Raw genomic sequence first — 22,702 nt, forward strand, 5'->3', positions numbered from 1 at the left:
GTACGAGGAAAAGAATTGAGCGTGAGTAACCCTCTCAAGCTTTCTTAGGCGACTCCTTCAAAGAGTTTGGCGACCAGGGCAACCTGCCCTCTCACATCCCCTTTTTCCACTCCTCGCAGTTGCCCTTTTCTCATCATGTTCATGATCTCGTATCCCTGTAATGTTCTCCATGCTGCCTTAAAGGAGAAAAAGCCCATTCCTGGTTTCGTCAAACGTTTGATAAAGCGATGATCTTGTTCAATCACATTACCCCGATACTTTCCCTGCCGCAATTCACAATGTGCAGGGATATGCCCTTGCGCTTTGAGGTCGTTGAACGCTTTAGGAGAGGCGGCGTTTTTGTCGAGCGCCCGACACACGTGGCAAGCTTGTATGAGAGGCGACGAGCGTTTTCAGAAAGAAGCGCAATGCTGCTTGTCCATCTCTCGTTGGGCTGAACCAGAAATCGAGCGTCTGACCCTGTGAATCAACTGCTCGATAGAGATAGACCCACACTTTTTTGACCTTGATAGACGTCTCGTCAACACGCCACGAATCCGTTGTTCCCTTCAGATGAGGGCGGCATCGCTGGTCGAGTTGTGGAGCATAACACTGGACCCAGCGGTGGAGTAGACGGCAAGCGAGGTTCTATTTCTAGCCCTTTTCCTACCGCCCCTCGCCGAATGAAGTAGGACACCGGCGAGGTACCTAACGGCCCTTCTCCGTTGCCCCCTTCCCAAACTGGACAGGCCCGTTTCCGAGCATCCAGCTTTCCAGAGAACACCGGTCATAGCCCTGGGAATAAGCAAGGACTGACGCATTTCGCGGCCTTGCAACCCAGGCAATTCTAACCAGTATCCCCCTGCTGCCCTTTGCCCTGCGACCGGATCTGCCGATCTCCTTGGTGAGACGTTACCCTCACGACTCCTATGGCCGCTCTGTCACCATCTGTCTCGCGACAGGAAGGTGATCCGGTGGTACGTCATTGTGGTACGTGCTAGTCATCCCGTAGCGCCCCGACTCATCCTTTGAAAGACCTCGTTGGCCCCGTTCACATTCAAGGAGTGTATCAGCCCACGGTTCATGCCGATACAGAACGTGACATCGGTTTCAAGCGTTCTTCCGATGGGTGTGCACATTCACCCCGTCAGGATTCGGGTTCAGGCAATCCAGCTTTACGCATAGGAGACGGGTCGTACGAACGCCCTGCTCTACAACGCTTTCAAGCATGCGTCGCTTACCTGGCATGCTTGGTCACTTTCGGCTTTCGCCTCCAGCTATGCCAGTAACCCAGGAACTTCTCCTTAGTTCCTCCTGCTTCCAGCAGGGATACCACAACGCGCCTCACGGCGCACACCGTGACTTCCACCTTTCAATGCATACGGCTCTCCAGTGTCTAGTATCCACTCAGTTCAGCAGAAACGCTTTCGCGCACTTCCCTTTTAAAATACCTTTCACCTGTTCCCCTTCCCCGTGTATCGGGCATTACCCCGATCATTTGAGTACTACGAGAACTCCGCCACCATGAGCCTCGCGGCTTGGAGGTGGTCCCGTATTTGCGTTTGTAAGACGTTGAGTCCGTGTAGGTACTCAGTTCGTTTCCTTCAATGAGGTCATTCCTCATCACTCACTGCCAAGAGCGTTCCACATTCATCTACCGGGAATGTGTATGACAGTGTCATCGCTTCAGGTATGCTGCGATGGGCCACCACGCGCGACCGTTGGAAACTGGAGTTCAACCAATCCAGGCTTTACCATGCGGACAGGACGGGGCGCGTGCGTCACGCTTCATACCTTCACGTTTAACCGCTTTCCCAACATGCTTCTTTCCCCTTCGCCTTTCAGTTCCAGGTGGGTTGGGTGTCCTTGGGGTCGTTTGCTCTTAACCCCATCTCCCTTCGGGAGAAATCTCACAGACGCCGAAACGGCGCACGTAGATCGTGGTATGATCAACATGTAAACCACGTTTCCGCATCATTTCTTCGAGATCTCTATAGCTGAGCGAATAGCGTAAATACCACCTTACACACAGGAGAATAATGTCGGACTGAAAGTGGCGCCATTTGAAGGGATTTTGGCATCGGTTGCTCATGAAGGAGACCTCTTTCGCTCTTTTCTCCTCACTGTAGCAGATCAGCTTTTTCTTTGCAACACTACCGTCCAGACGGCTCCGCGAAAGCCAAATGCCTCCGCTCCTTTTGCCAGTAGGAGAGGCAAGTGGGCCAGTTGCTCAGGCCGCAGTTTCGGTGGAGCGCCAGGGGAGGGCCGATGACGCAGCGCTTCTGCTCCTAGGCTTTTGCCTTTCGTGATCCATTGGCTCACCGCTCCCTCAGTGACCCCCAGAGCCGCGGCGATGTCTTTTTGTTTCCATCCCTGCTGGTACAGTTCCCAAGTGCGCAGGCGTCGCCCTTCGCGCCAGTCTTTTGGAAGAGGTGTGTCTTTACTCATACCCCCTTTCATCGGGTTTTCGGCTTCACACTTTAGGACTTTGTAGTGAGATCAATAGTAGGAGCCACTTATCTTTTCTCTTGTTCAGTATTTCGTACAAGTATTTTCAGAACGATATCTGGCCGAAATAACAAACCTGGTGAATGTGCTAGTTGAATCACTTCAGCAAAGGCCTGTGCGATAGTATCATCATAAGGAAGTCTGGCCATAAGGTGATCCATGTACCAATTAAATAGGGTACTGAGCGCATTGCGTTGGGCTCCCTCAGTAGTAGGCAAACGTGAATCAGCGGCAGTAGCCAATTGCCAGGGTACAGCAACTGTGCGCGCCAGTGCCTTCTGAAAGGTGGGAACCAGACCGCGCAATGTTTTTCCTTGATACTTCAATAAGCAGGCATCAAGGACTTTCGCCTCTAGGAGAGCGACAGACATTCCCTGTGCATAGACCGGATTGAACGCACAGACGGCGTCACCAATCATCACCAGGTTTTCTGGCAGATGACGAAGCTGTTCATACTGTAACCAACGATTCTTCGTCTGCCGATATCCATAGATCTTTGAGAGCAGTCGAGCCTCCTTGAGTACCATATACAAGCAAGGATCTGGCAAGCTCCGTGCAAATTCCAGAAAACCAGCCTCATCCGTAGGTGGATAGTCTCGCCCCGCCCCGGCTAAAGAGACCATCCATCGATGATCCTCTATGGTATGGAGTACGCCTGCACGCGTTCTCTGGTGAACGCTCGATTGGATGATAATCGATTTCCAATCACGTTCGGGATCGAGACCTGGTTCATAGATCCCTGTAGCATAGCCCAGAAAAGGATCGACAACCACCTCAGATGGAGGCAGAAACCCAAGCTCTTGCAACCACTGAGGCATCTGAGTGGAACGACCACTGGCTTCAACTACCAGATTTGCTTCAAGCTCTTGAGTAGTGTGCTCAGATGGTGCCTGGGTATTCCGCTCTCGTATTTTGACTCCGGCTACCGCTTGCTTTTTCGCATCTGTCAAGAGACCTACGACTTCATATCCTTCAAGTATTCGTATCTGTGGGGATAGACGCAGAAGTTGATGAATCTGCCACTCAATCAAGGCACGGGAACAAGTATAAAGCATCATCGAAGATGGGATTCGGTGAATACGTCCTTCTCCAAAGTTCATGATCGCCTCTCTAAGGAGGTCTAAAGGGATCGCTCCTTGTGCCTGTAATTTCGTGGTAATCCCAGGGAACAGCTCTTCGAGGACGCTTCGTCCTGACAAAAGCATGAGATGCGTCTGACGACCTTGAGGAACACCCGAACGAAATGCAGGTTTTTCGGGGTAATGGTCTGGTTCGACAATCGTCACGCGCTCAAAGTGATAAAAGAGGACACGTGCAGTTGCTAAGCCTGCAATACCTCCACCAATCACTATCGCATGTTTTCTATGAGGGGATGTTATATGACTACTCATCAATAAATTTACCTTTTTCTGGAAGAGAATATGCTCATATCAGGCACATTCCTCATACTTTGTGTGTCTGGATGGCAGCCGATGGGGACACCCACACGTTTCACGCCACTGTCTGGCAGAAGAACTCTTCGCGGCTGACTATATCGACCAGAAGACTCCTCCAGGCCAATCTAATCGTGGGCCAGGAGGAGCCTCGTGTAAATTTGCTCACTTCGTGGGAGGAATTTTACACGTTGGGCCTCAGTGGCGGTCCGACCACTGACTCGGTGTTCCACCTCTCGTCGGCACGCCGAACGGCATCGAGGACCGGAGGACCTGGTGGGGGAGGAATGAGCGAGGTAGCTGGCTCGCCGACATCTGCGAAGTAGCGCTCGCTGCCGCCCGGTGTCAGCAGGCCAAGCAGGACAGCGTCCTGTTCGCCGACGACCAGGAAAGTGTGCGGCACGTCGCGCGGCAACAGCACGAAAGAACCCGGCCCGACAGTAAAGTCCCGCTCACCACAGCGGAAGCGTACCTGCCCTTGGATGACCCATACTGCCTCGTCTACGCCGTGATGAACGTGCAGCGGTGGACCGCTGCCAACCGAGGGGCGCGACTCGATTAGCCCATAGTGGCCGTCGGTGTCTGCGCTGCCGACTTTGATCGTGATCCGATGACCGCCAACCCAGAACGACTCGCCGTCGTCTGGTCCAACAATGAGAAGCCGGTCGATGTCTCTCTTGTTCATTAGTACCTCTCCTTTTGGATACGTTCTCGGTACACGTCAAATCATTACTGCTCTTAGCATAGAAGCTTATCGAGGCGCAAACTAGGAAAATCTTGCGGTCTTCTGGTGTGATGCCAACGTATCGCTTGAATAGATGACTTTGACCCGATTTGTAGGAAATACCAATTATTGACTCTTACGCAACCTCGCTGATCAAAAGAGTGGTATGCTGGAAGGTTCTCTTTTTTCGACTTTCGCTTTTGGGCTATCTTGGGCGCGATGAAGCACGCGCTGTCGGAGCAGGTCAAATTTCGCACGACCATACATGCTTCGCTTAAGCAGACACGCGCCGCGTGATTTGTCCTTCCGTCTGACCGTTACTCCCAGGCAGGGTCAAGCCCGCATAGATAGCGGCATGGTCCTGCCGCACGAAAGCCTCAAACGCCTCGAACTCTGGGATATGACTGGTTTCCGCGGTTGTGTTGCAAGAAAGAAGCTAATCTGGTAAAGTGAGGAGAAAAAGGAAGTGGGAACAAGTAATGACAGAGCAGAACCCCTTCAAATGGCGACATTTTCAGACCGAGATCATCCTGCTCTGTGTGCAGTGGTATCTACGCTATCCTCTCAGTTACCGCGACCTCGAAGAGATCATGGCTGAGCGCGGCCTTCTCGTCGACCATAGCACCATTTATCGTTGGGTTCAAGCGTATGCTCCCGAAATAGAAAAACGCTGTCGACCTCATCTCAAAGCCTGCAACGATTCCTGGCGTGTCGATGAAACCTACATCAAGGTCAAAAAAAAGTGGGTGTATCTCTATCGAGCCGTCGATTCCCAGGGGAACACGTTGGAGTTTCTCTTGAGTCCAATGCGCGATGCTGAGGCAGCCAAGCATTTTTTCTGCAAAGCTTTACAATCCTGCGCTGGATCTGTCTCTCAGATTGGTTCGGTTCGTGAAAACGAGCTCACATCTTCTGTACCAGCCACTCTCCCTGTTCCCCGGTCAGCCCCTCGTGTGGTCAACGTCGATAAGAACGCAGCCTATCCCAAAGCGATTGGCGAGCTCAAAGCAGCGGGAACACTTCCCGAGAGCGTAGAACTCCGGCAAGTGAAATATCTCAACAATCTGATCGAACAAGACCATCGCTTCATCAAACGATTAACTAAGCCAGGGATGGGCTTCTTTTCGTTTAAGACGGCATGGCGATCATTACAGGGATTTGAGGTGATGAACATGCTGCGGAAAGGACAGGTACAAGGGGTGGACAAAGGAGATGTGAGAGGCCAAGTGGCCTTCGTGGCCAAGCTGTTTGCAGCAGCAGTGTAAGAACGATAATGAGGAACCATCACGCCTAGTTTCTTCTTTGCAATTTCTCGCAACACAACCCGCCTTTGCACCAGGTGATCTGGCTCTGATCGAAGCAGTTGGTCGTCTGGCAGGATGGACCACCAAGCGCCATCCCCGCCGGTATCATTGGATCTACGCTGAAGCAGATGCCGCTCGCGAGAGGCTTACTGGCGAGGCTTGGCACGCCTTCGTCACTGGCTGGCGACAGACCGGCGGCGACAGACGCCGTATCAAAGGCGTCTAAGATCGTTGATGAGGCCATTCATGACTATCTCGTGAAGATGGGCTATTGAGGCGTTCCGTAGAGGAACAAAAGCCCCTTTTCCTATAATCGCAGTTCCTCCTTCCATCAGTTCCGCCTCATTTGGGCAGAACCAGTATAGAATCAACTTGCTTCGATGGCTATGAAATTTTCGTTAAAATGAAGCGACCAACGGGTGTTTTTCATCGAAAGTGCGGGAGATCCTGGATTGGTTGACATATCCTGGCAGCAAGGGTGACCGATGAACTCAAAAAGCTCGCATTACCCATGTGGAACTTTTCTCTGATGAAGATCGTGTTACCGTCTATGTGGAACATCCGAGAACAGTGCCTCCCTACGCACTGTCATTGCAGCAAATGAGAAAGAAGGAAACACGATGGCAAGCAACGTTCTTCCCCATCCACGTGTGTGGTTCATTACTGGCAGTTCGACAGGCTTTGGTCGTGCGCTGGCTGAAGCCGTGCTCACGCATGGTGATCGGCTCGTGGCAACGGCACGTCACCCTGAGCGTTTACAGGATCTTGTCCGCTCTTCTCCAGATCGTGTTCAACTCCTGCCCTTGGATGTCACAAACCCGCCCCAGAGCCAGGATGCCGCGGCCCAAGCCGTTGCGCATTTTGGGCGGATAGATGTCCTCGTCAATAACGCTGGCTACGGCCTACTGGGTGCCGTGGAAGAGGCCACGGATGCAGAAACACGTCAAGAGTTGGAGACCAACTTCTTTGGGGTACTGCATGTGACGCGTGCCGTCCTTCCCTTTCTGCGCCGACAGCGCTCCGGGCATATTCTCATGATGGCATCGGTTGATGGCTTCATCGGTGAGACGGGTGCCGGCATCTACAATGCCAGTAAATTCGCGATAGAAGGCCTGTCCGAGGCGCTTGCTCAGGATGTGGCTCCACTGGGCATCCACGTGACCCTCATCGAACCGGGATACTTTCGCACCGACTTTACTGGACGGTCTTTAAAGGAGGCTGCCCGCCAGATTGAAGATTACGCTCAAACCAGCGGAGTTGCGCGTGAACAGGTCAGACACATCAATGGCAAGCAGCCGGGTGACCCAAAACGTGCAGCCCAGGCCATGATTCACGTCGTGGAGACGGCTCATCCGCCTTTGCGTCTGGTTCTTGGTGCTGATGCTCTCTCGCGTGTTCGTCACAAGCTCCAGCAAGTGAAAGAGGAGGTGGATTCCTGGGAAGCGACCACGGTCAGTACGGCCTTTGCCGCAACTTCAACCCGTTCTTCCGGCTAAGCAGAACAGGGAGAGAGGGGAGAAATGTTTTTCTCATGCGCCTACCTCTGATCGGCCCATCAGATCCTTATGCATCAGATAGTGGTCATTCTCACTGCCAGGATGTGTCACCCATCCGGGGTCTTCCGCGATGTTGATGATTCAGATATGAGGAACTGTGCGGAGAGTTTCGGCAGTTTTTGTGGGTATTGTCAACTTAATGGAATTGCAGAGCTATGATTCGCAAATTGAAGACGAAAGTGGGGAATGAATCCACATCTTCTCCAAGAAAAGAGGCTGTCGAATCGCTGAAAGAGGGTTCAGTGGGGAAAACTCATCAAGAGAAAAATTTAAGTTGACAATACCGTTTTCATAGCTCTTCCTTCTTTCCTGTGAGCTAGAAGAAGCACATCATATTGTCTCGGACCGAGGGGCAAGGCCTGTCTAAGCTCGTGATACGTGGTCTAGGCCACTCGATACGGTTCAAACTTGGGCCAGCCCGAGATGATGGGGGACTATCTTACGTTCGCGGTCTCACCCGCAGCTGTCACCTCGTCCTCACCATCATTATGGAACCGATGTTCCTATTGTACGAGCTATCTGCATCCAACATAACAGTAGAAGGAAAATTCAGAAGGATGAAACATACTAAATCCTCCTTTTCATAGATTACATCCTTTTCTATTTGTGACAGATTCAGCGAGTCTTTCCACTCAGAAACGTATCGGCCAATTGAAATGCATGATACAGCGCGATACCAATGTCCGGTTTGAGCGAAACAAGACCTCTGATAGCCGAAGCAAAAAGTTGCAGTGCGAATGCTTGTGTCTCTGCATGTAACCACGAAAGCTGCACTAAAGCAAACATCTTTTCATACTCTCCAGCCGTGAGAAGCCTCTCCACCAGCACACTCAACGCTCTCCCTTGCTTTTCGTTATGCATGATGGAACGTGCGACCTCTTCTGCCTGCTTCCAGCCCTCAGCTTCGGTCAATGCGCTTGCTAGTTCGCTCAACGCTGCCGCTTGCACTTCGCTATCTGTGATAGAACGCGCGACCTCTTCTGCCTGTATCCAGAGAGACTCTGCTCGCTCCCAGCCTTCGGCTTCGGTTAATGCGCTCGCTAGCTCGCTCAACACTGCTGCCTGCTTTTTGTTATCCATGATGGAACGTGCGACCTCTTCTGCTTGCTTCCAGCGCTGTACTCTAGCTAGTTTGCTTACTAGTTCGCTCAATGCTGCTGCTTGCTTTTTGCTATCCGTGATGGAACGTGCGACCTCTTCTGCCTGTGTCCAACGCTGTACTCTAGCTAGTCTGCTGGTAAATTCACTCAAGGGTGGACCGATTTTGCATGGAAGAATGCGAATTTGATCTGAAGGATGGGAATCGGCGGCTCGTCTTCAGGTGATGCCGCTCCCGATGCGGCTTTTCCCATCGATCACTTGTAAATTAGAGCCTGTGCATGGAGAGGTTGAAAAACGTCATAGGCATGCGATGATGATCTCTCCATGGTCTTGACCCAGAAAAGTGTGGAAGGTAAACTAGAGAGAATGGACTTCCACAGAAAGGGAACAGACCATGCAAAAGAAACAAAGGACATTTACACGAGAGTTCAAGAGAGAAGCAGTCCAACTCGCAAAAACCAGTGGAAAGCCGATGATCCAAATTGCAAGGGATTTGGGCATTGCTGACAGCACGCTGCATCATTGGTGTAAGGAGTTTGACGAGCATGGGGTGCAAGCATTTCCTGGAAGTGGGCATCAAACACCTCAAGAAGAAGAAATGAGACAATTAAAGAGAGAAAACGAATTATTGCGCCAAGAACGTGATATCTTAAAAAAAGCGCTGGGCATCTTCTCGCGCGGCCAGCTCTGACCTTTCCTTTCATTGCAGAGCAGAGCCAACACTATGCCATCACGATGCTCTGTAAGACCCTTGAGGTGTCGGAGAGTGGCTACTATGCCTGGAAAAATCGAGAGCCTTCCCAGCATTGTCGAGAAGATGCCCGTCTTGCCGCCGAAATTCAACAACTGTTCCTGGAGCACAGAAAGCTTTATGGGAGTCCACGCATTCATATGCTGCTCAAAGAACGAGGGATCAGCACAGCTCGCAAGCGAGTTGCACGTTTGATGCGTGAGCTGGGCTTGTCAGCGCTGCCCAAACGGTCGCGCAAACCGACAACGAAAAGCGACCCTCATGCTCGTTTTGCTCCTAATCTCCTCCAACGAGAATTTCACGCGGATGCACCCAATACGAAGTGGGTCTCGGATACCAAAGCCGTCGAGACTGCTGAGGGGTGGCTGTATCTGGTCGTGATCCTGGACCTCTTCTCGCGCATGGTGGTCGGCTGGGCGATGGGGACATCGGAGGATTCGGAACTGACTGAGCTGGCTCTGCGTATGGCGGTAGCGCACAGGCATCCTGGATCTGATTTGCTTCATCATTCTGACCGAGGAACTGAATTTACTTCCGAGCGGTATCAGGCAGCTTTGCGTGAGGAAGGCATTGAAGTCAGCATGAGTCGCACTGCAAATTGCTGGGATAACGCTGCAATGGAATCGTTCTTCGCTACTCTCACGAAAGAGTGTACCAATCGAATACGCTTCCAGACAAGGCAGCAAGCTCGTACAGCCATTTTCGAGTATCTCGAATGTTTTTATAATCCCATTCGTTTGCATTCGACATTGCAGTATGTCAGTCCGCTTGCTTTCGAGCACACTTCCGAAAATAAGATGAGATAACCTCCCAGTTTATCATCTACATTTTTCTGGGTGAATTCCAACTCACCTTGCCCCAAAATAACGGTTTGGTTGAAGGAAAAGTGAACAAATTGAAACTTATTAAACGTATGATGTTTGGAAGGGCTGGATTTCCTATGCTACGCCAGAGAGTACTCCATGCTTTGTAGAACGATGTTATACATGAGAAATTATCTACTAACTGTAAAGAGACATCACCTAAAGTGTGTAAGATCCGTCGTTCACAAACTCAAGAAACAGGCTGTTCCTTTCCTCAGAAAAGGCCTGTATCCCTTTTTGCGCAGAAGTCACTGTAGTCCACATGTACAGGTCAGCATGTCCCAGGACAAATGTCCGGCGATCCCAGATACGAAGGTGAAAGCGTTCTTGAGCAGGGCTTCCCTCGTCGTACGAAAAATTGAGCGGAAGATTAGAATGATCTGATGCGACCTGCCGTAGCGCCTGCTGGTAGGCTTGGTACAGACGAGCCATTTTGTTGAACCGGAAATGGGACTCGACCCGGAGCGCGCTGAAGCGAGGGACAACAGCATCGGTCTCAGTTTTGCGATGTTGACGCTGCTCCTGTTCGACCTCATCCCTTTTCGTTAACCCTTCCACAACCCAGGGAGCCACTGGTAGCAAAACGAAAGGTTGATAGCGGGACCTTTTTTCTGCAGGAAGAGACTGGAGCCAGGAGTGTAATTGCATTGAGGCCCCGCTGTACTCTTTCCAGAAACGTGCACGCGCCCAATCAGTTGCTTCGGGCAGGATTTCCCCAAGCAGATAGGCACGCATATGGGTATCTGCATCCCATTCGCTCATGGTTTCCATCTGGAGTGCGGCAAACAACTCGGTAAAGCGTGCATGCAGAATGACCAAGGTGGATCTCACGGTATTCACGTCCCGATTGCGTGCGGTCAAAACAGCAGCTACAAGAGCCAGGTGATTCATCCAGGGTTTTCCTGATACATGGTAGTACAGGTAGCCCACGACACGTTCATGAACGACCGGTCTCTCTCCACTGCCTTCGGGATCGCCACCGGTCTTTGGTGCATGCAACACTTGTGGGGCGATTTTTCCCTCTAAGTCTGCCCAGGTGCGTGATGGGTTCTTACGAGGCATGGGTGTGTCCTCCCATGCTGCAAAGAAAGTCAAAATCAGGGTCGCTCTCAAGGAGGTGGGTCAGCGATTGCACGGCAGGATCAGGAGCAGCTTTACTGCCTCGCGTGGGCGATCGGCGGCGCTCTGCCAAACCCTGTTTGAGCGATTCATCCAGTTTTTGATGGACGGCATTCTGAATTTCTGCGTGACGGATCACGTCAAAGTAATGTTCGTAGCACTCGATTGTTTGCCATCCTTGCCGCCATTTCATGTACTCGATCAGTTCGCGGAGCCGTCGTTTGACCTCTCCCTCAGCCCTGGCAGTTTCGTAGATATGCCGAACTGCGGCTGTGACGTACCAATGGCGGCACTGGTGAATATCGACGTCAATCTGAGCCATTTGGCAGGCTGGATTCCAAAAATTTTCACGGAATGTATTTGCGGAAAGTGTCGTTCCTCGTCCACTGAGAAACAATGGCACGGTACTCAGATCAATCTGATGGCGTTTGCTCAATTCAACGTAGTCAGCAAGGGTGTACCCATTGGGATCTGATCCTCGTCTCTCCTCATCGAAGTATCGACGAAGGAGTTTGCCAGTATCGTTTGAAAACCGTAAAAACTTAATGCGAGTGCCGTGACTTCCTTTACTGAAAGCGTTGGCCTCCTGGAGTATGCCGCGTGCAACCCAATCACCGACCGTGAGTCCAGTGACTTCAGAAACCCGACCGCCAGATTCAAACAAGATCCGTGTCACACACTCCTCACGGAGTCTCCAGTTAAGCAGTTGCCCACCTGCAAGGACTCGGCCTGGGAGTGCAGGATCATCGACCACTTGAGGAATCCACTCCTCTCCCTCCAGCTTGAAGTAGCTATCTGAGAGACGCATCTTGTAGCGAGGCGGTTCCACCCCGCTGCAATCTGGCATGTGGGGATATTCGCCGCGATCTTCAGGCTCTTCTTCGATCATGGCATGAAGCGCTGACACAGGGTCAACAAGAGGATTAGCAAATGAGTAGCAGCCACGCTGCTTCATCACCCGGTAGAAAAACTTCAGGCCGGACAAGAACACATGAATGGTGCTGCGAGTTCCTTGGGTAATGGAAACAAGTTGGAAGCCTTGGCGATGCTGTCGTACTTTACACCGAAGATGTTGCACGAGGTAATCATCAACGGCCTGACGCACAGCATCGGGGGCTGCATCCCACCCACATGCTGCCCGCTGCTGCCAGCGATCAGTGTCCAGAAAAGTGAAGAACGGGAGAATTGCGTACAAGTAGGTTCGGACAGTCCCTACACTCAGCTGAGCGGTAGCCTCTTTCGCAAACACGGTCAGATAGAAATGCAGACGATCTTCCCCATCAAACACAAGGTAGGGATGCTGGTGCTCTGTGTCTGCTGGTCTAGGTACGAATCGATAGGTTCCCCTTGCCATCATCAACCTCTTCTTGTCAGAAATGAGCCTCAGTAGGATATCTGAGAGAACTTCTTCAGTATATCTGAGATAACCACTTCTGCCAAGAAAACAGTACTGAAAGGATGCCTGCATATCTACACGCTGGTAGTGCATAGATGTTGAGTCTTCCTACCTTACGCGAGAAGGGAAAATGCTTAAAGTTGTTTACGGATACGCCACCTTATGGGTAAAAGTTCAACAGATGAGGCCAAATAAGCCGTAAATGGGGCAACACTCCTGCGTTTTTTTGGGTGAAATCAAGGCGCATCAGCGTGAAACCGAGAAATGGACGGTTCTGGATCTGGAGGAACCGCACCCCATCTGGTATACTTCCTTCCAGAGGTGTAAATGGTGTCCATGTATCTCTGATAGGCTAACCGTGGAAACACACATTTCCCGCTCATAAGAGGCAGGAAGGAATACTGATGGTTGCACCGCCTGGCGATGGCATTGATCTCTTCAAAATTGCAGGCCGCTCCATTTCGTGGTGGATCAAAAGCTACAAGACGGGCGCCACCAGGAGTATCAGGCAACCATTTTGTAGTCGGCTCGAAAAGAAGCGCTTGAGATGTGTTAGGGATAAAAGATGAAAACAGCGCGTATTGCTTTCTTCATTGGAGGCCTTCTTTTCATAGGTATTTGTGCTATCATTCTCTTTCGGAATGCTCAAACGTTCAATCCAGTATCAAATTTCATTAACGTCTTTTTTGTTGTTTTTGGAGTGATCATTAACTTCATGCAACTTTTCTTTGCTTTTCCTCTTTTCAGCAACAATGCCTCTCCACAGGTTGCCTTCGCTCCCAAAAATACTCCTCAACCGTCTCCATCCCTGTCACTTTCTCGTGGTTCACGGTATCTTCTGGGGACACGAGGTTTCTGCAACATCATTATGGGAATGCTCATCTTCTTCAATGGCCCAGATGTGGGCCACCTTGCTCTGCTCATCGCGGTGACCGTACTTTTGTCAGCAATGGCAACACTGGCCCTAGTAGCGCAAGAGTGGAAGGCTTCTCGAAGGCGGCGCTGGCTCCTTCCTGAAGGGATTTTGGGGAGTCTAGCTGGTATCCTGCTCATCACTTCGACCTCTCAGATCTTAGCATATTCCCTCCCATCAAATTACTCTCCTCTTGCATGGGTATGGGTAGCGACTATGATTCTCTGGTTCCTGACGACAGGCATTGGTGAAATCATTGCCTCTCATGCTTGGGCATTAATCGTCGGAGGAATCCTCTCTCTGTTGGAAACGGCAAGTATCCTTGCAGCTTTGATTATGGCCGACTCACCACTGGCCAGTGCTCCTATCGCCCAGCCTGTTGCCTACTTTCTTTTTTTTGCATATCCAATTCTGTTTGGGATTGCCTTAGTCATTGCTGCTTTCCAATGAGTGTTCTCCTTTGATTCTGCTCACATTTCCGGAGTCAAAATCTTTCCTCAGCAATTTATTTACAACATTCCATGCTGATCCTTTTGATGGGAAGCGGTTCCTCCAGATCCAGAACTATCCATTTCTCGGTTTCACGCTGATGCGCCTTGATTTCACCCAAAAAAACGCAGGAGTGTTGCCCCATTTGCTAATAAGCCATACCTGAACGCGTGAGCGATGATGACCTCTCATAACCAGAAGTCAGATCATCGCATCATCAAGCTGAATCGAGAAGGAAAGGGCAGATGTACATGATCTGCCTCCTCCTTGGTTTTTTTTCATCTCCAAGATGCCACCATGAGCATTTTGAACGGTATTGTCAACTTAATAGAATTGCAGAGCTATGATTCGCAAATTGAAGACGAAAGTGGGGAATGAACCCACGTCTTCTCCAAGAAAAGAGGCTGTCGAAGTGTTGAAAGAAGGTCCTGTGGGGAAAACTCATCAAGAGAAAAAATTAAGTTGACAATACCCTGTTCGTCATTGGAGAGCAGAAGGCGGCACGATACACCCAGGCATATCCTTGTTGCACATCCGACCACAGTGCGGCGGTTTCTGCGAGTCCTTTTGTCAGAAAAAGCTGCATGCGTTCTAACTCACGCGGTAAGCCCCTTTTTCAGAGACCCGGGTGAGTGAGGCAACAATGGCGGAGAGACGTCCGTAGAGTTTCAGACCAGGGGCTTCTAACGGCGGTCTGCCATCGTCGGTTAAGGCGCTTCGGACAGCCAGACAATAGCTGCAAATGGCTTCGGCCTCTGCATCCGTGCGCCACTCAAGCGCGCGTTCAATCGGACGAACGCCACGTACATACTTTTTCAGTTCCTTTTTGGCATGCCGATCAGCTTCATAGACGGGTTTGGCCGCTTCACGCAGGTAATGGAAATGGCATAATTGATGCGGAACGTCTGGCAATACCGTCTGAACTGCCTTGCGAATCGAGTATTGCCCATCGGAGATGATCCCACGAATGGGAACGTCAAGCGCCTGGTGGACCTCGCGCAGGAGGTTGGCGAGGTCCGCTTCACAGGCACTGAGGAGGCTCCGAGCAAGGAAGATTTCCCCAGAGAGACAATCCCGTAACACCCAAAGAGCTTCATGGCCCACATCTGGTTGTAAACCGTCAAGAGCAAGGATGACCTGCCCCTGTTCTTTGAAACGATCACGGAATCGTTGCTGGTCTGAAAGCTTGAGTGCAATCAGTTCCTCATCGCGCTGAAGCAAATGGGTCACGGCTCGTTCGGCGATTTGAACTCCTCGATCACAGAGCGCCTGGTGGATTTCAGGAATACTCCGATGAGAGGTATAGCGCAGCGTGCCAACCAGGGCAATGATATCCAAGCCAAACTCACCATGTGGTAAAGCCCATCGTCCCTCTTCTTCGGGCCGGTAGGGGCGATGATACCATGCGCACTGCCGATTGCGACAACGACAGACGCAGAGCGTGAGGCAGCAGATCCCCTGTAATGTCGTAATGGTTCGTTGGGTGTAGTAAGCGACCCACATCATTTGACCACATCCAGCACAGCGTGTGCGTAGCAGCGAAAGCTGCTGTTCTGCAGTAGCTGCCGGGCGACATCCTGTTCTCATACATTTCCCCTGATTTTCCTTCCTGCCAGACGAAGCTCCCTGGTTCTCTGTGGAGGATGCGATGAAAGGTGCCTGGAGCTGCAATGTCCTTCTGCTGAAATGAAACCGTTATCGAGCAGCCATAGCCTTACAGCGTTTGGCTTGAACCACAGATCACGTCGCTCAAGAAGCTGATACCCCGCTCTCGTGTTTGGCGAAGGATTTGGCGAGAGTCTTAAATGCAGCTTTTGGTTCCCACATCATCTCAGGATAGCTGATCCCATGCTTGCCTGCATAGCTTTTCACGAGGGCGTAACTTGCCATGTCGAGATCGTAGCGTGGGTCTTCATGATACGGAAAAGCGGGTGCGACAAAGGTGAAGACAAACATCCCATCTACTCCAGCACCTTCCAGGAGCGCAAGCAAATCAGAAAGTTCTTGTGCCTGTAACCCCTCGTCACGCACATACTTCCCATTGAGTTGCGGTGGTATTTTGGAAAAGTCAACAATCATCCAACCTCTTCCACCAGCCTGCTCGGCCCCTTGATAGGTGCAGCAGCCGAACTCTGTAATGATGACAGGTTTGCCATGGAGAAAGTATCGTTTCAGTGATTCGGCGTAAGAATCTCTGTTACGCGCTTCTCGGTAATGGTCAAGGCACACGAAGTCAAAGAACCCCCAATCAACGGATTCTAATTGCACTGACGCATACGTGACGTTCCCATGAAAAACCTGTCGGACAGCCCCGGTGGCTTGCGCTAAAAATGCATGAAGCGGTTTGTTCTGTGCTCCTGTTTGAATGTATTCCCGAAATGCAGGATTCCCGACTCGCTCAAGGACCGTCTTTCCTGGGATGATGCCCTGCATAAAAAGGGTCAGCTCACTCCCCAGGATAAAGACCAGTGCTGGCAACCGTTGACGCAAGGCTTCAGCCGCTGCTGCACACGTGACGATGTAATCAAGCGTTTCTTGTTCGCTCTTCTCAGGACGTTGCGGTGAAAGCCACACTTCCAGCCCTTGTTCGAGGGCATCCTCTGCCGCTGTTATCAACCTATCAATATCCGTGCCTGCTATCCTGACGGCATTGCAATGGAGATCGTTCTTGATAATTTCCAGCTCACGATGCACCACTTCCATGTCAAATGTAGGCCGTGTTACGTGCTTCAGCTCAATGCCTACATCATAGTTGATCCCTTTACGTTGCATGATTTCCCCTTTCTTTGTGCTTCCTTTATTGAACGATAGCTTTATCTTTTCCAACTGTTGCCACTAGTGGGCGTTTTGCTGGCGTTTTCTCGCGATCAAGACGTGCCTGAAAGCCAGCGAGCCAGCGATCAGGGCCGCGATGATCCCATAATCGATCACCGGTCGGAGCAGAATAACCTGTGCAATGGGGAGCGTATAGGTGAGAATGACGCAGACAACCAACATGAGCAGCAGTGCCATTCCCCAGATTGTTGTCAGGAGCAGAAAGCGGCGGTGTGCTCCTGAGGATTGAAAACTCCGTTCAAGCTGTGCTCTCTGCTCCTGCGACATATCCCCAAATCCACTTTTAATGAGCACTAGCAGCACCGGCTTCCCAATCAGCACTGACCCCAGCATTAGCAGCCCAAACACGCCGATCATCAACGAGTGACTGATCAGCACGAGGCGAGCATCATTGAATAGTAACGCACTCAAGAGTTTCACGGCGATACCCACCAGCGTAAAGGAGCCAATCAAGCTCAGTCGTCGCTTGCGCATCAGCTCGATGAGCACGCCAAACACTGGCGTAATGGCTGCCAGCAAGAGCGCATTCACCTCTGAGAGATGAATGCTCCCAGTAGCTACAAGATAGATGAGATAGGGGACAATCGCCGCATAGATGAGTGTAGGAAGAAGCTTCATCCCGATCATTCGTGGAGAGAACGCCTGTTGATTTGAGACCGGTAGGTTTGACATAGGATATCACCTTCTTTTTGCTTTTGTAACATCAATTGATCTTAAACTTTATCATTGCTTCCCGTACATGATCGGCACATATCTCCGCCGTATCATCGAGGTCACCAGAAGGAGTCTACCGCAAGAGGGGGCATATGACGTCCCTCGAAGGAGGTATTGGAGAGGAGTATTGTCCTCGTGGTTTAGAGTAGATGGAGTTCGCGAGCACGGGCAACCGCCTGGGTGCGATTGATCACCGCGAGTTTGGCAAGCAGATGTTTGACATGGAGTTTGACCGTGTGCAGGCTGATGACCAACCGATCCGCGATCTCCTGGTTTGAGAGGCCAAGAGCCACCAATTGAAGCACTTCCTGTTCACGAGGGCTCAAGGGATCAGGGAGAGACTGGCGTGATGGTGGGAGCGAAAGCGCGGCAGGTGCCTGTGGCATGGGAACAAGCGCAGCCTGGAGTAACTGAATATAGCCAGGCGAGGCAGAGGTAAAGGGGGCAATCTGTGTGAGAAGATGTGCCATCTCCTTTCCTTCATCAGCGAAGAGGCGCACATAGCCTTCTGATTCGGCCCGGGCCAGCACTGGTCCGAGCGTGAAGAGGGCCTGCCTCGTCTGGCCCTGTGCAAGCATGACTAATGCTGTGAGGATTTGGATCTCTCTAAACCAGCCAGCCAGGTTCCTCCTCACGGCGATCGGGCGTAACTGGTCCAGCAGCATCAACGCCTCTTTGAGCGCCACCGGCTTTCGTTGGAGGCGTCCCCGTGCCAGCAATATGCGTGCTAGTGTCACATACTCAAGATAATCGTAGCGCGAAAGTGCAGATAGCAGCCGATCATCAAAACGTAATGTGCGTCTTGCTTCCCAATGCTCGGCTTGCGCTAGCTGACCCTGCGTGAGGGCCAAGCGTACAGAAAACATTTCCATACTTCTTTTCCCTGCATGAGTGAGCAAAGGCTCAGAAGGATGTGGAACTGTCGCCAGCTCGAATGCTGCTTGGGTGAGCAGTTGCCTGGCTTGATCAATGTCGCCCAATGCCCCGGCGACGCGTGCCTGTACCCAGGAGCTGAGGAGGAGCATGGTGGGGAGAGGCAGTTTCAAGCGTTGAACCAGCTCTCTTGCCTGCTGTGCGCACGCCTCGGCTTCGGCAAGCTGATTCCATTCATAGAACAGGCTAGCCTGGCGTGCTTGCATCAGGGCAAGGTAAAGAGAGGACGAGTTCTCCCTCTGAGCGAGCTGCTGGAGCACATCGGTATAGAGTTGTCCAAGTGCGCGCAACTGCCCCTGTGCTTCGTAGATTTCCGCGAGCGTAGGTGCGGTAGACAAAAACTGAGGATGATCTGTACAAACCCTGCCCATAGGAAAAGCTTTAAGGAGTACCTGCTCGGCAGATTCTAGATCACCGTGCGCACGATAGAGAACGCCAAGCGTCATCTGGCGGCCCGCTACGATGAAACGGCTCAGCGCGCTTTCAGCAGGAGAGTGCAGAGCTCTCGCCTGCTGAGCGAGGGTGATCGAACGCTCCGTATCGCCTTGAGCCATAGCCGCCCACGCCTGCAAGAGCGGGAGCACCTCAGGCCGCTCAGCAAAGCCGACAGAATCATCCCACCTCTGTATCTGTATCTGCTCTTTGAGGTGCGAAGTCAACATCTTCACAGACTGCTCTGAGTTGAAGAGAGGGAGATGGTCGAACCCCTGTACCCAAATCGAGGTCAGAGAAAGCAATGGGGAGTCAGTAATCAAAGCTGGCGGAAGTTGAGAGAGAAATGTTCGCATATGCAAAAACTCTCCCTGTTCAAACAATTGCGGCAGAAGCCGTTCCAGGAGAGCCGCTGCACGGGGCTGATCCCCTGCGAGCAAGGCGTACGCACAGGCTTCCTCTTCCTGGTGCTGCTCTTCATACCAGAGACTGGCCCGACGATACAGCTCTGGTATGCGCTCAGGTTCCCGCTCTCGCAGGTGTGCCGATAACGCTTCGGCAAAGAAGGGATGGTAGCGATACCAGGTTTCCGTCTCATCCAGAGCGCTGACAAAGAGATTAGCTGTGCGCAGTTGCGCCAGGCGATCCTTGCTCCCCACCTCACCGAGCACCGCGTCGCACAATGGTCCACAGAGCCGTCGCAGGAGGCAGGTGGAGAGCAGAAAATGTTGCGTCTCCGCTGACTGCTGCCCCAGAATTTCTTCGCTCACATACTCGCGGAGAAAACGATACGTGCCCCCTGCTTGTCGCAGAAACCTGGCAGCATCAGCCCTCCCATGCAGCGCCAGTGTCAGCAATTGGATGCCAGCGATCCAGCCCTCGGTCCGCTCTTCCAACAGGTGCATCGCTTCGTTGGAGAGCGTGAGGTTCACGGTGTGCACAAACGCTTCTACCTCAGAAGAAACAAAACAGAGGTCTCCCGTTCGCAATTCGCTGACCTGATTGCGCGCACGCAGGCGTGCCAGGGGCAAGGGTGGATCAACGCGTGTTGCGATGATCAGATGCAAGCGAGCGGGCAGATGATCCAGCAGGAATTGCACCAGAGCATGGACCGTCTCGGATGTCAGGAGGTAGTAATCATCCAGAATCATGACTGTATCTTGCTGGAGTAAACGAGCAAGATCGTTGAGAAGATGCGTCATCGCCTGTTTCCACGAAGGGATGGGCGTCCATTGGTCTCCCTGCACCAGTGTGCCAATGCGTATATCCAGTCTTGTCAGAGCAGCCTGAAGGTAAGAGAGGAAGCGCACGGGATCATTATCCGCCTCCTCACACGACAGCCAAACCACAGGGAAGGTGGTCGCAGCGGCCCACTCCGCGAGCAGCGTCGTCTTCCCGAAGCCAGCGGGAGCCGAGCAGAGCGTCAAGGGCCATTGTACCCCCTGGTCCAGGAGGGTAAGGAGGCGGGGGCGCGATACATGATGCACTGGCAGACGCGGAAGAGCGAGTTTCGTGTTCAGGATCAGAACAGGTGTCAGAACGTCAGACGAGGGTATTGTCTGCAATCCATGCTCTTGTCTTGACGCTTCTTCCCCAGTCGAAGTGTCCTCAAGACGTAGCGCCAAGCGGCGGACAGCCTCACACAGGTGTGGCTGCGTCAAGTTTGCGGAGACGCCCAGGTAACAGGCGACAAGTCGTCCGCATTTCCGCCGATAGGCGCGCCAGTACCAGCCACCACGCCGATTCCCTGCCCGCCTTTTATGCGCGGTAAATGTACCCGCTTCGCCTTCAAATGTGAAGGCTGTTGCCGTTTCTAGCCAAGCATACCAGGAGGACGTTCCGACGTTGACTGCCACTTGCTGCCCCTGGTGTTCGTAAACCAGCGTCTCGTTTTGGACGATCCCAGTTGTCGCTGACAGCTTCTTAATGGTAATCCCTCCCGTGGAAAGATGGTGGAGGTGTTAGGCATGCTCCTAACAGTTGCCTAACAGGGAGTATAGCAGGTCAGTGATGAAACCTCAAGGAAAGTTTGCTATCCTTGAAAAAAAGAGAAGCGGCGAGAGTCAGACCGCTTCTCCCAATAGAAAGCGGCTCCCAGAGCAAGCGAGCGTCAGGAGCCGATGAGTGAGTATAGCACAGATGGACGTTAAGAAGCTATGAAGGTTTTTGCAGAGAAGACAGGTAACACGATGTGCGTGAGAGAAGAGAAAGCGAGCGAGTTGCCTGCGGGGTGTCGTGCCCAGCGGAAAAAGGACAGATGACGCCCATCCACCAACACGAAGGGACCTGCACCAAGCGTTTCACCAGCTCAACACAGAGATCATTGGGTCCATTGCCTCCAATATGATCCATGCTGTCGTGTGATGCAACACTGATAGTAGGAACGGCAAGAACGGGATTTCTCTACCTTTCACGTGGCCGTGTCTCAACTTGGGACACCTCATACAGAGACAGTCTCAAGTTGGGATGTGCCTCTTTGTTGTGCAAGCCCTGACAGACTGACAGCTCTGTTTGTAAAGGCTCAGGATCGGTGTTTCAAGCCCTGACGAGAGGGGAGCGAGTAATTCACTTGTAAAATTGGGATTTTATTACGCACTATTGCTTTCATACAGTGCTCACCACTACTGTAGCAAGTAATTCAAACCTAGAGCGACGCTTCTTTTAAGAAAATACAGAGATCTATAAATTCGTAGTAGGCAAGTAAGCGACAACAGCCCGACTTCGGAATATGCCCGCTGTGCTTCATGCTCCTCACTATTCGGCTCGCAATGTCCTCGACGTCTCTCGAAGCGTGGCAGTACCCTCATTTATGCCTCGTCTACGCCTCGTCCAACGACGCTAAAGCGTGTGCTAAAAGCTCACCATTGCCAAAGCGCATCTCGGGCACTTTTTCCAGACAGCGTAAGATGATCTCTTCCAGAACGGGAGGAATATTCAGATTGAGCTGTCTGAGAGGCGTGGGTGCATCCTGAATATGCTGCATCGCCACCGCCACCGGCGTATCTCCATTGAAAGGAATGCACCCAGTCAGCATCTCGTACATCACGCATCCAAGCGCATAGACATCAGTCGCTGGGGTAATGGGCTCGCCCTGGGCCTGCTCGGGGGTGGCGGACAGGAAGGGACCCCATCCCCTCCCAAAATCGGTAAGTTTCATTGAGCCAGTGGGGTCGAGCAGGATGTTGTGAGATTTGACATTGCTATGTACAACGCCGCGACGATGAGCCGCACCCAGTCCAAGTGCGACCTCATATGCGAGAGCGACAGCTTGCGAGGAGGTGAGTACTCTCTGCGAACGCAAGTAATGGCACAGATCGATCCCCTCAACAAGCTCCATCACCCTGAAATACATGCTGCCAGTTCGTCCGAAATCATAGACCGCTACGATGTTGGGATGCTGTAAGGAAAAGGCAGTCCTGGCTTCTTCCAGAAAGCGCAAACCATTCTCTGGAAAACTGTACACCTGTGAAAATGACGTTCACCCTCGCACGGGAAAAAGGAGACTCAGAGGAGGGAGGAACGCTGTTGGTGCGAGAGTTCTCTCTTTTCTGATCAGGGGTGGACACCCAGGCTGAGAGAACCATCAGCAAGGAGGGTGTCAGGCAGCGGTCTCCTATGAGTAAACCAACCGAGCGCATCAGTTGCAGTGTAA

At 51.9% G+C, this 22,702-nt stretch carries 15 protein-coding genes and 4 pseudogenes; 6 read left to right on the forward strand and 13 right to left on the reverse strand.

The window, feature by feature from the left end:
• Nucleotides 1–44: 44 nt before the first annotated feature.
• Nucleotides 45–609 (reverse strand): annotated as a pseudogene (locus K3T83_RS51940) (IS6 family transposase); the annotation flags it as partial.
• Nucleotides 610–1,648: 1,039 nt separating this feature from the next.
• On the opposite strand from K3T83_RS51940, the gene K3T83_RS51945 reads away from it, so the two are divergent.
• On the forward strand, nt 1,649–1,939 hold the full coding sequence (locus tag K3T83_RS51945) for a hypothetical protein (protein WP_220211162.1): 291 nt from the start codon (nt 1,649–1,651) through the stop codon (nt 1,937–1,939).
• On the opposite strand, the pseudogene K3T83_RS58450 reads toward K3T83_RS51945, so the two are convergent.
• From K3T83_RS58450 to K3T83_RS51960, 4 genes and pseudogenes are all read right to left on the reverse strand, one after another.
• Nucleotides 1,898–2,071 (reverse strand): annotated as a pseudogene (locus K3T83_RS58450) (IS6 family transposase); the annotation flags it as partial. The gene K3T83_RS51945 and the pseudogene K3T83_RS58450 overlap by 42 nt on opposite strands.
• A 41-nt stretch (nt 2,072–2,112) precedes the next feature.
• The gene (locus K3T83_RS51950; protein ID WP_236065291.1) at nt 2,113–2,427 is read right to left on the reverse strand and encodes a helix-turn-helix domain-containing protein; all 315 of its coding nucleotides are present in this window, start codon (nt 2,425–2,427) and stop codon (nt 2,113–2,115) included.
• Nucleotides 2,428–2,495: 68 nt separating this feature from the next.
• The gene (locus tag K3T83_RS51955) at nt 2,496–3,878 is read right to left on the reverse strand and encodes an FAD-dependent oxidoreductase (RefSeq protein ID WP_220210929.1); all 1,383 of its coding nucleotides are present in this window, start codon (nt 3,876–3,878) and stop codon (nt 2,496–2,498) included.
• A gap of 226 nt (nt 3,879–4,104) precedes the next feature.
• On the reverse strand, nt 4,105–4,605 hold the full coding sequence (locus K3T83_RS51960) for a cupin domain-containing protein (RefSeq protein ID WP_220210930.1): 501 nt from the start codon (nt 4,603–4,605) through the stop codon (nt 4,105–4,107).
• A 518-nt stretch (nt 4,606–5,123) separates the two neighbouring features.
• Between K3T83_RS51960 and K3T83_RS51965 the strand changes: the two genes are divergently transcribed.
• The 3 genes from K3T83_RS51965 (at nt 5,124) to K3T83_RS51975 (ending at nt 7,444) form a co-directional block, all read left to right on the forward strand.
• The gene (locus K3T83_RS51965) at nt 5,124–5,909 is read left to right on the forward strand and encodes an IS6 family transposase (protein ID WP_220210931.1); all 786 of its coding nucleotides are present in this window, start codon (nt 5,124–5,126) and stop codon (nt 5,907–5,909) included.
• Nucleotides 5,893–6,174: a hypothetical protein gene (locus K3T83_RS51970; RefSeq protein ID WP_220210932.1), complete on the forward strand. Its 282-nt coding sequence runs from the start codon at nt 5,893–5,895 to the stop codon at nt 6,172–6,174. Before K3T83_RS51965 ends, K3T83_RS51970 begins: the two co-directional genes overlap by 17 nt.
• Nucleotides 6,175–6,568: 394 nt before the next feature.
• Nucleotides 6,569–7,444, forward strand: coding sequence for an oxidoreductase (locus K3T83_RS51975; protein ID WP_220210933.1), 876 nt, complete (start codon nt 6,569–6,571; stop codon nt 7,442–7,444).
• 675 nt (nt 7,445–8,119) lie between these two features.
• Here K3T83_RS51975 and K3T83_RS51980 read toward each other — a convergent pair.
• Complete coding sequence (locus K3T83_RS51980; protein WP_220210934.1) at nt 8,120–8,755, reverse strand: hypothetical protein; 636 nt, start codon at nt 8,753–8,755, stop codon at nt 8,120–8,122.
• A 244-nt stretch (nt 8,756–8,999) separates the two neighbouring features.
• On the opposite strand from K3T83_RS51980, the pseudogene K3T83_RS51990 reads away from it, so the two are divergent.
• Nucleotides 9,000–10,162, forward strand: a pseudogene (locus K3T83_RS51990) (IS3 family transposase).
• Between the two features lie 216 nt (nt 10,163–10,378).
• Here K3T83_RS51990 and K3T83_RS51995 read toward each other — a convergent pair.
• Together K3T83_RS51995 and K3T83_RS52000 are read right to left on the reverse strand one after the other, a co-directional pair.
• A complete protein-coding gene (locus tag K3T83_RS51995) occupies nt 10,379–11,281 on the reverse strand; it encodes a hypothetical protein (protein WP_220210935.1) in 903 nt (300 codons plus the stop codon).
• On the reverse strand, nt 11,271–12,695 hold the full coding sequence (locus tag K3T83_RS52000) for a site-specific integrase (RefSeq protein ID WP_220210936.1): 1,425 nt from the start codon (nt 12,693–12,695) through the stop codon (nt 11,271–11,273). Before K3T83_RS52000 ends, K3T83_RS51995 begins: the two co-directional genes overlap by 11 nt.
• Nucleotides 12,696–13,449: 754 nt before the next feature.
• On the opposite strand from K3T83_RS52000, the gene K3T83_RS52005 reads away from it, so the two are divergent.
• Nucleotides 13,450–14,097, forward strand: coding sequence for a hypothetical protein (locus K3T83_RS52005; protein ID WP_220210937.1), 648 nt, complete (start codon nt 13,450–13,452; stop codon nt 14,095–14,097).
• Nucleotides 14,098–14,632: 535 nt separating this feature from the next.
• On the opposite strand, the pseudogene K3T83_RS52010 reads toward K3T83_RS52005, so the two are convergent.
• From K3T83_RS52010 to K3T83_RS52030, 5 genes and pseudogenes are all read right to left on the reverse strand, one after another.
• A pseudogene (locus K3T83_RS52010) lies at nt 14,633–15,639 on the reverse strand (ISNCY family transposase); the annotation flags it as partial.
• Nucleotides 15,640–15,885: 246 nt separating this feature from the next.
• Nucleotides 15,886–16,908, reverse strand: coding sequence for a glycoside hydrolase family 113 protein (locus tag K3T83_RS52015; RefSeq protein WP_220210939.1), 1,023 nt, complete (start codon nt 16,906–16,908; stop codon nt 15,886–15,888).
• Nucleotides 16,909–16,971: 63 nt separating this feature from the next.
• Nucleotides 16,972–17,643, reverse strand: a complete 672-nt coding sequence (locus K3T83_RS52020) for a VC0807 family protein (RefSeq protein WP_220210940.1) — start codon at nt 17,641–17,643, stop codon at nt 16,972–16,974.
• A 182-nt stretch (nt 17,644–17,825) separates the two neighbouring features.
• Nucleotides 17,826–20,906 carry a winged helix-turn-helix domain-containing protein gene (locus tag K3T83_RS52025; RefSeq protein WP_220210941.1) on the reverse strand — a complete coding sequence of 1,027 codons (3,081 nt, stop codon included), beginning with the start codon at nt 20,904–20,906 and terminating at the stop codon, nt 17,826–17,828.
• 962 nt (nt 20,907–21,868) lie between these two features.
• Nucleotides 21,869–22,489, reverse strand: a complete 621-nt coding sequence (locus K3T83_RS52030) for a protein kinase domain-containing protein (protein WP_220210942.1) — start codon at nt 22,487–22,489, stop codon at nt 21,869–21,871.
• Between the last annotated feature and the right edge of the window lie 213 nt (nt 22,490–22,702).

It is taken from the genome of Reticulibacter mediterranei (genome assembly GCF_016587455.1).

What these genes read in the sequence shown, in the direction of transcription:
- K3T83_RS51960 (WP_220210930.1), bottom strand. Translation starts at nt 4,605, where the DNA reads ATGAACAAGAGAGACATCGACCGGCTTCTCATTGTTGGACCAGACGAC.
- K3T83_RS51945 (WP_220211162.1), top strand. Translation starts at nt 1,649, where the DNA reads ATGACAGTGTCATCGCTTCAGGTATGCTGCGATGGGCCACCACGCGCG.
- K3T83_RS52015 (WP_220210939.1), bottom strand. Translation starts at nt 16,908, where the DNA reads ATGCAACGTAAAGGGATCAACTATGATGTAGGCATTGAGCTGAAGCAC.
- K3T83_RS51995 (WP_220210935.1), bottom strand. Translation starts at nt 11,281, where the DNA reads ATGCCTCGTAAGAACCCATCACGCACCTGGGCAGACTTAGAGGGAAAA.
- K3T83_RS52020 (WP_220210940.1), bottom strand. Translation starts at nt 17,643, where the DNA reads ATGTCAAACCTACCGGTCTCAAATCAACAGGCGTTCTCTCCACGAATG.
- K3T83_RS52005 (WP_220210937.1), top strand. Translation starts at nt 13,450, where the DNA reads ATGCAACTTTTCTTTGCTTTTCCTCTTTTCAGCAACAATGCCTCTCCA.
- K3T83_RS51975 (WP_220210933.1), top strand. Translation starts at nt 6,569, where the DNA reads ATGGCAAGCAACGTTCTTCCCCATCCACGTGTGTGGTTCATTACTGGC.
- K3T83_RS51950 (WP_236065291.1), bottom strand. Translation starts at nt 2,427, where the DNA reads ATGAGTAAAGACACACCTCTTCCAAAAGACTGGCGCGAAGGGCGACGC.
- K3T83_RS51965 (WP_220210931.1), top strand. Translation starts at nt 5,124, where the DNA reads ATGACAGAGCAGAACCCCTTCAAATGGCGACATTTTCAGACCGAGATC.
- K3T83_RS51955 (WP_220210929.1), bottom strand. Translation starts at nt 3,878, where the DNA reads ATGAGTAGTCATATAACATCCCCTCATAGAAAACATGCGATAGTGATT.
- K3T83_RS52000 (WP_220210936.1), bottom strand. Translation starts at nt 12,695, where the DNA reads ATGATGGCAAGGGGAACCTATCGATTCGTACCTAGACCAGCAGACACA.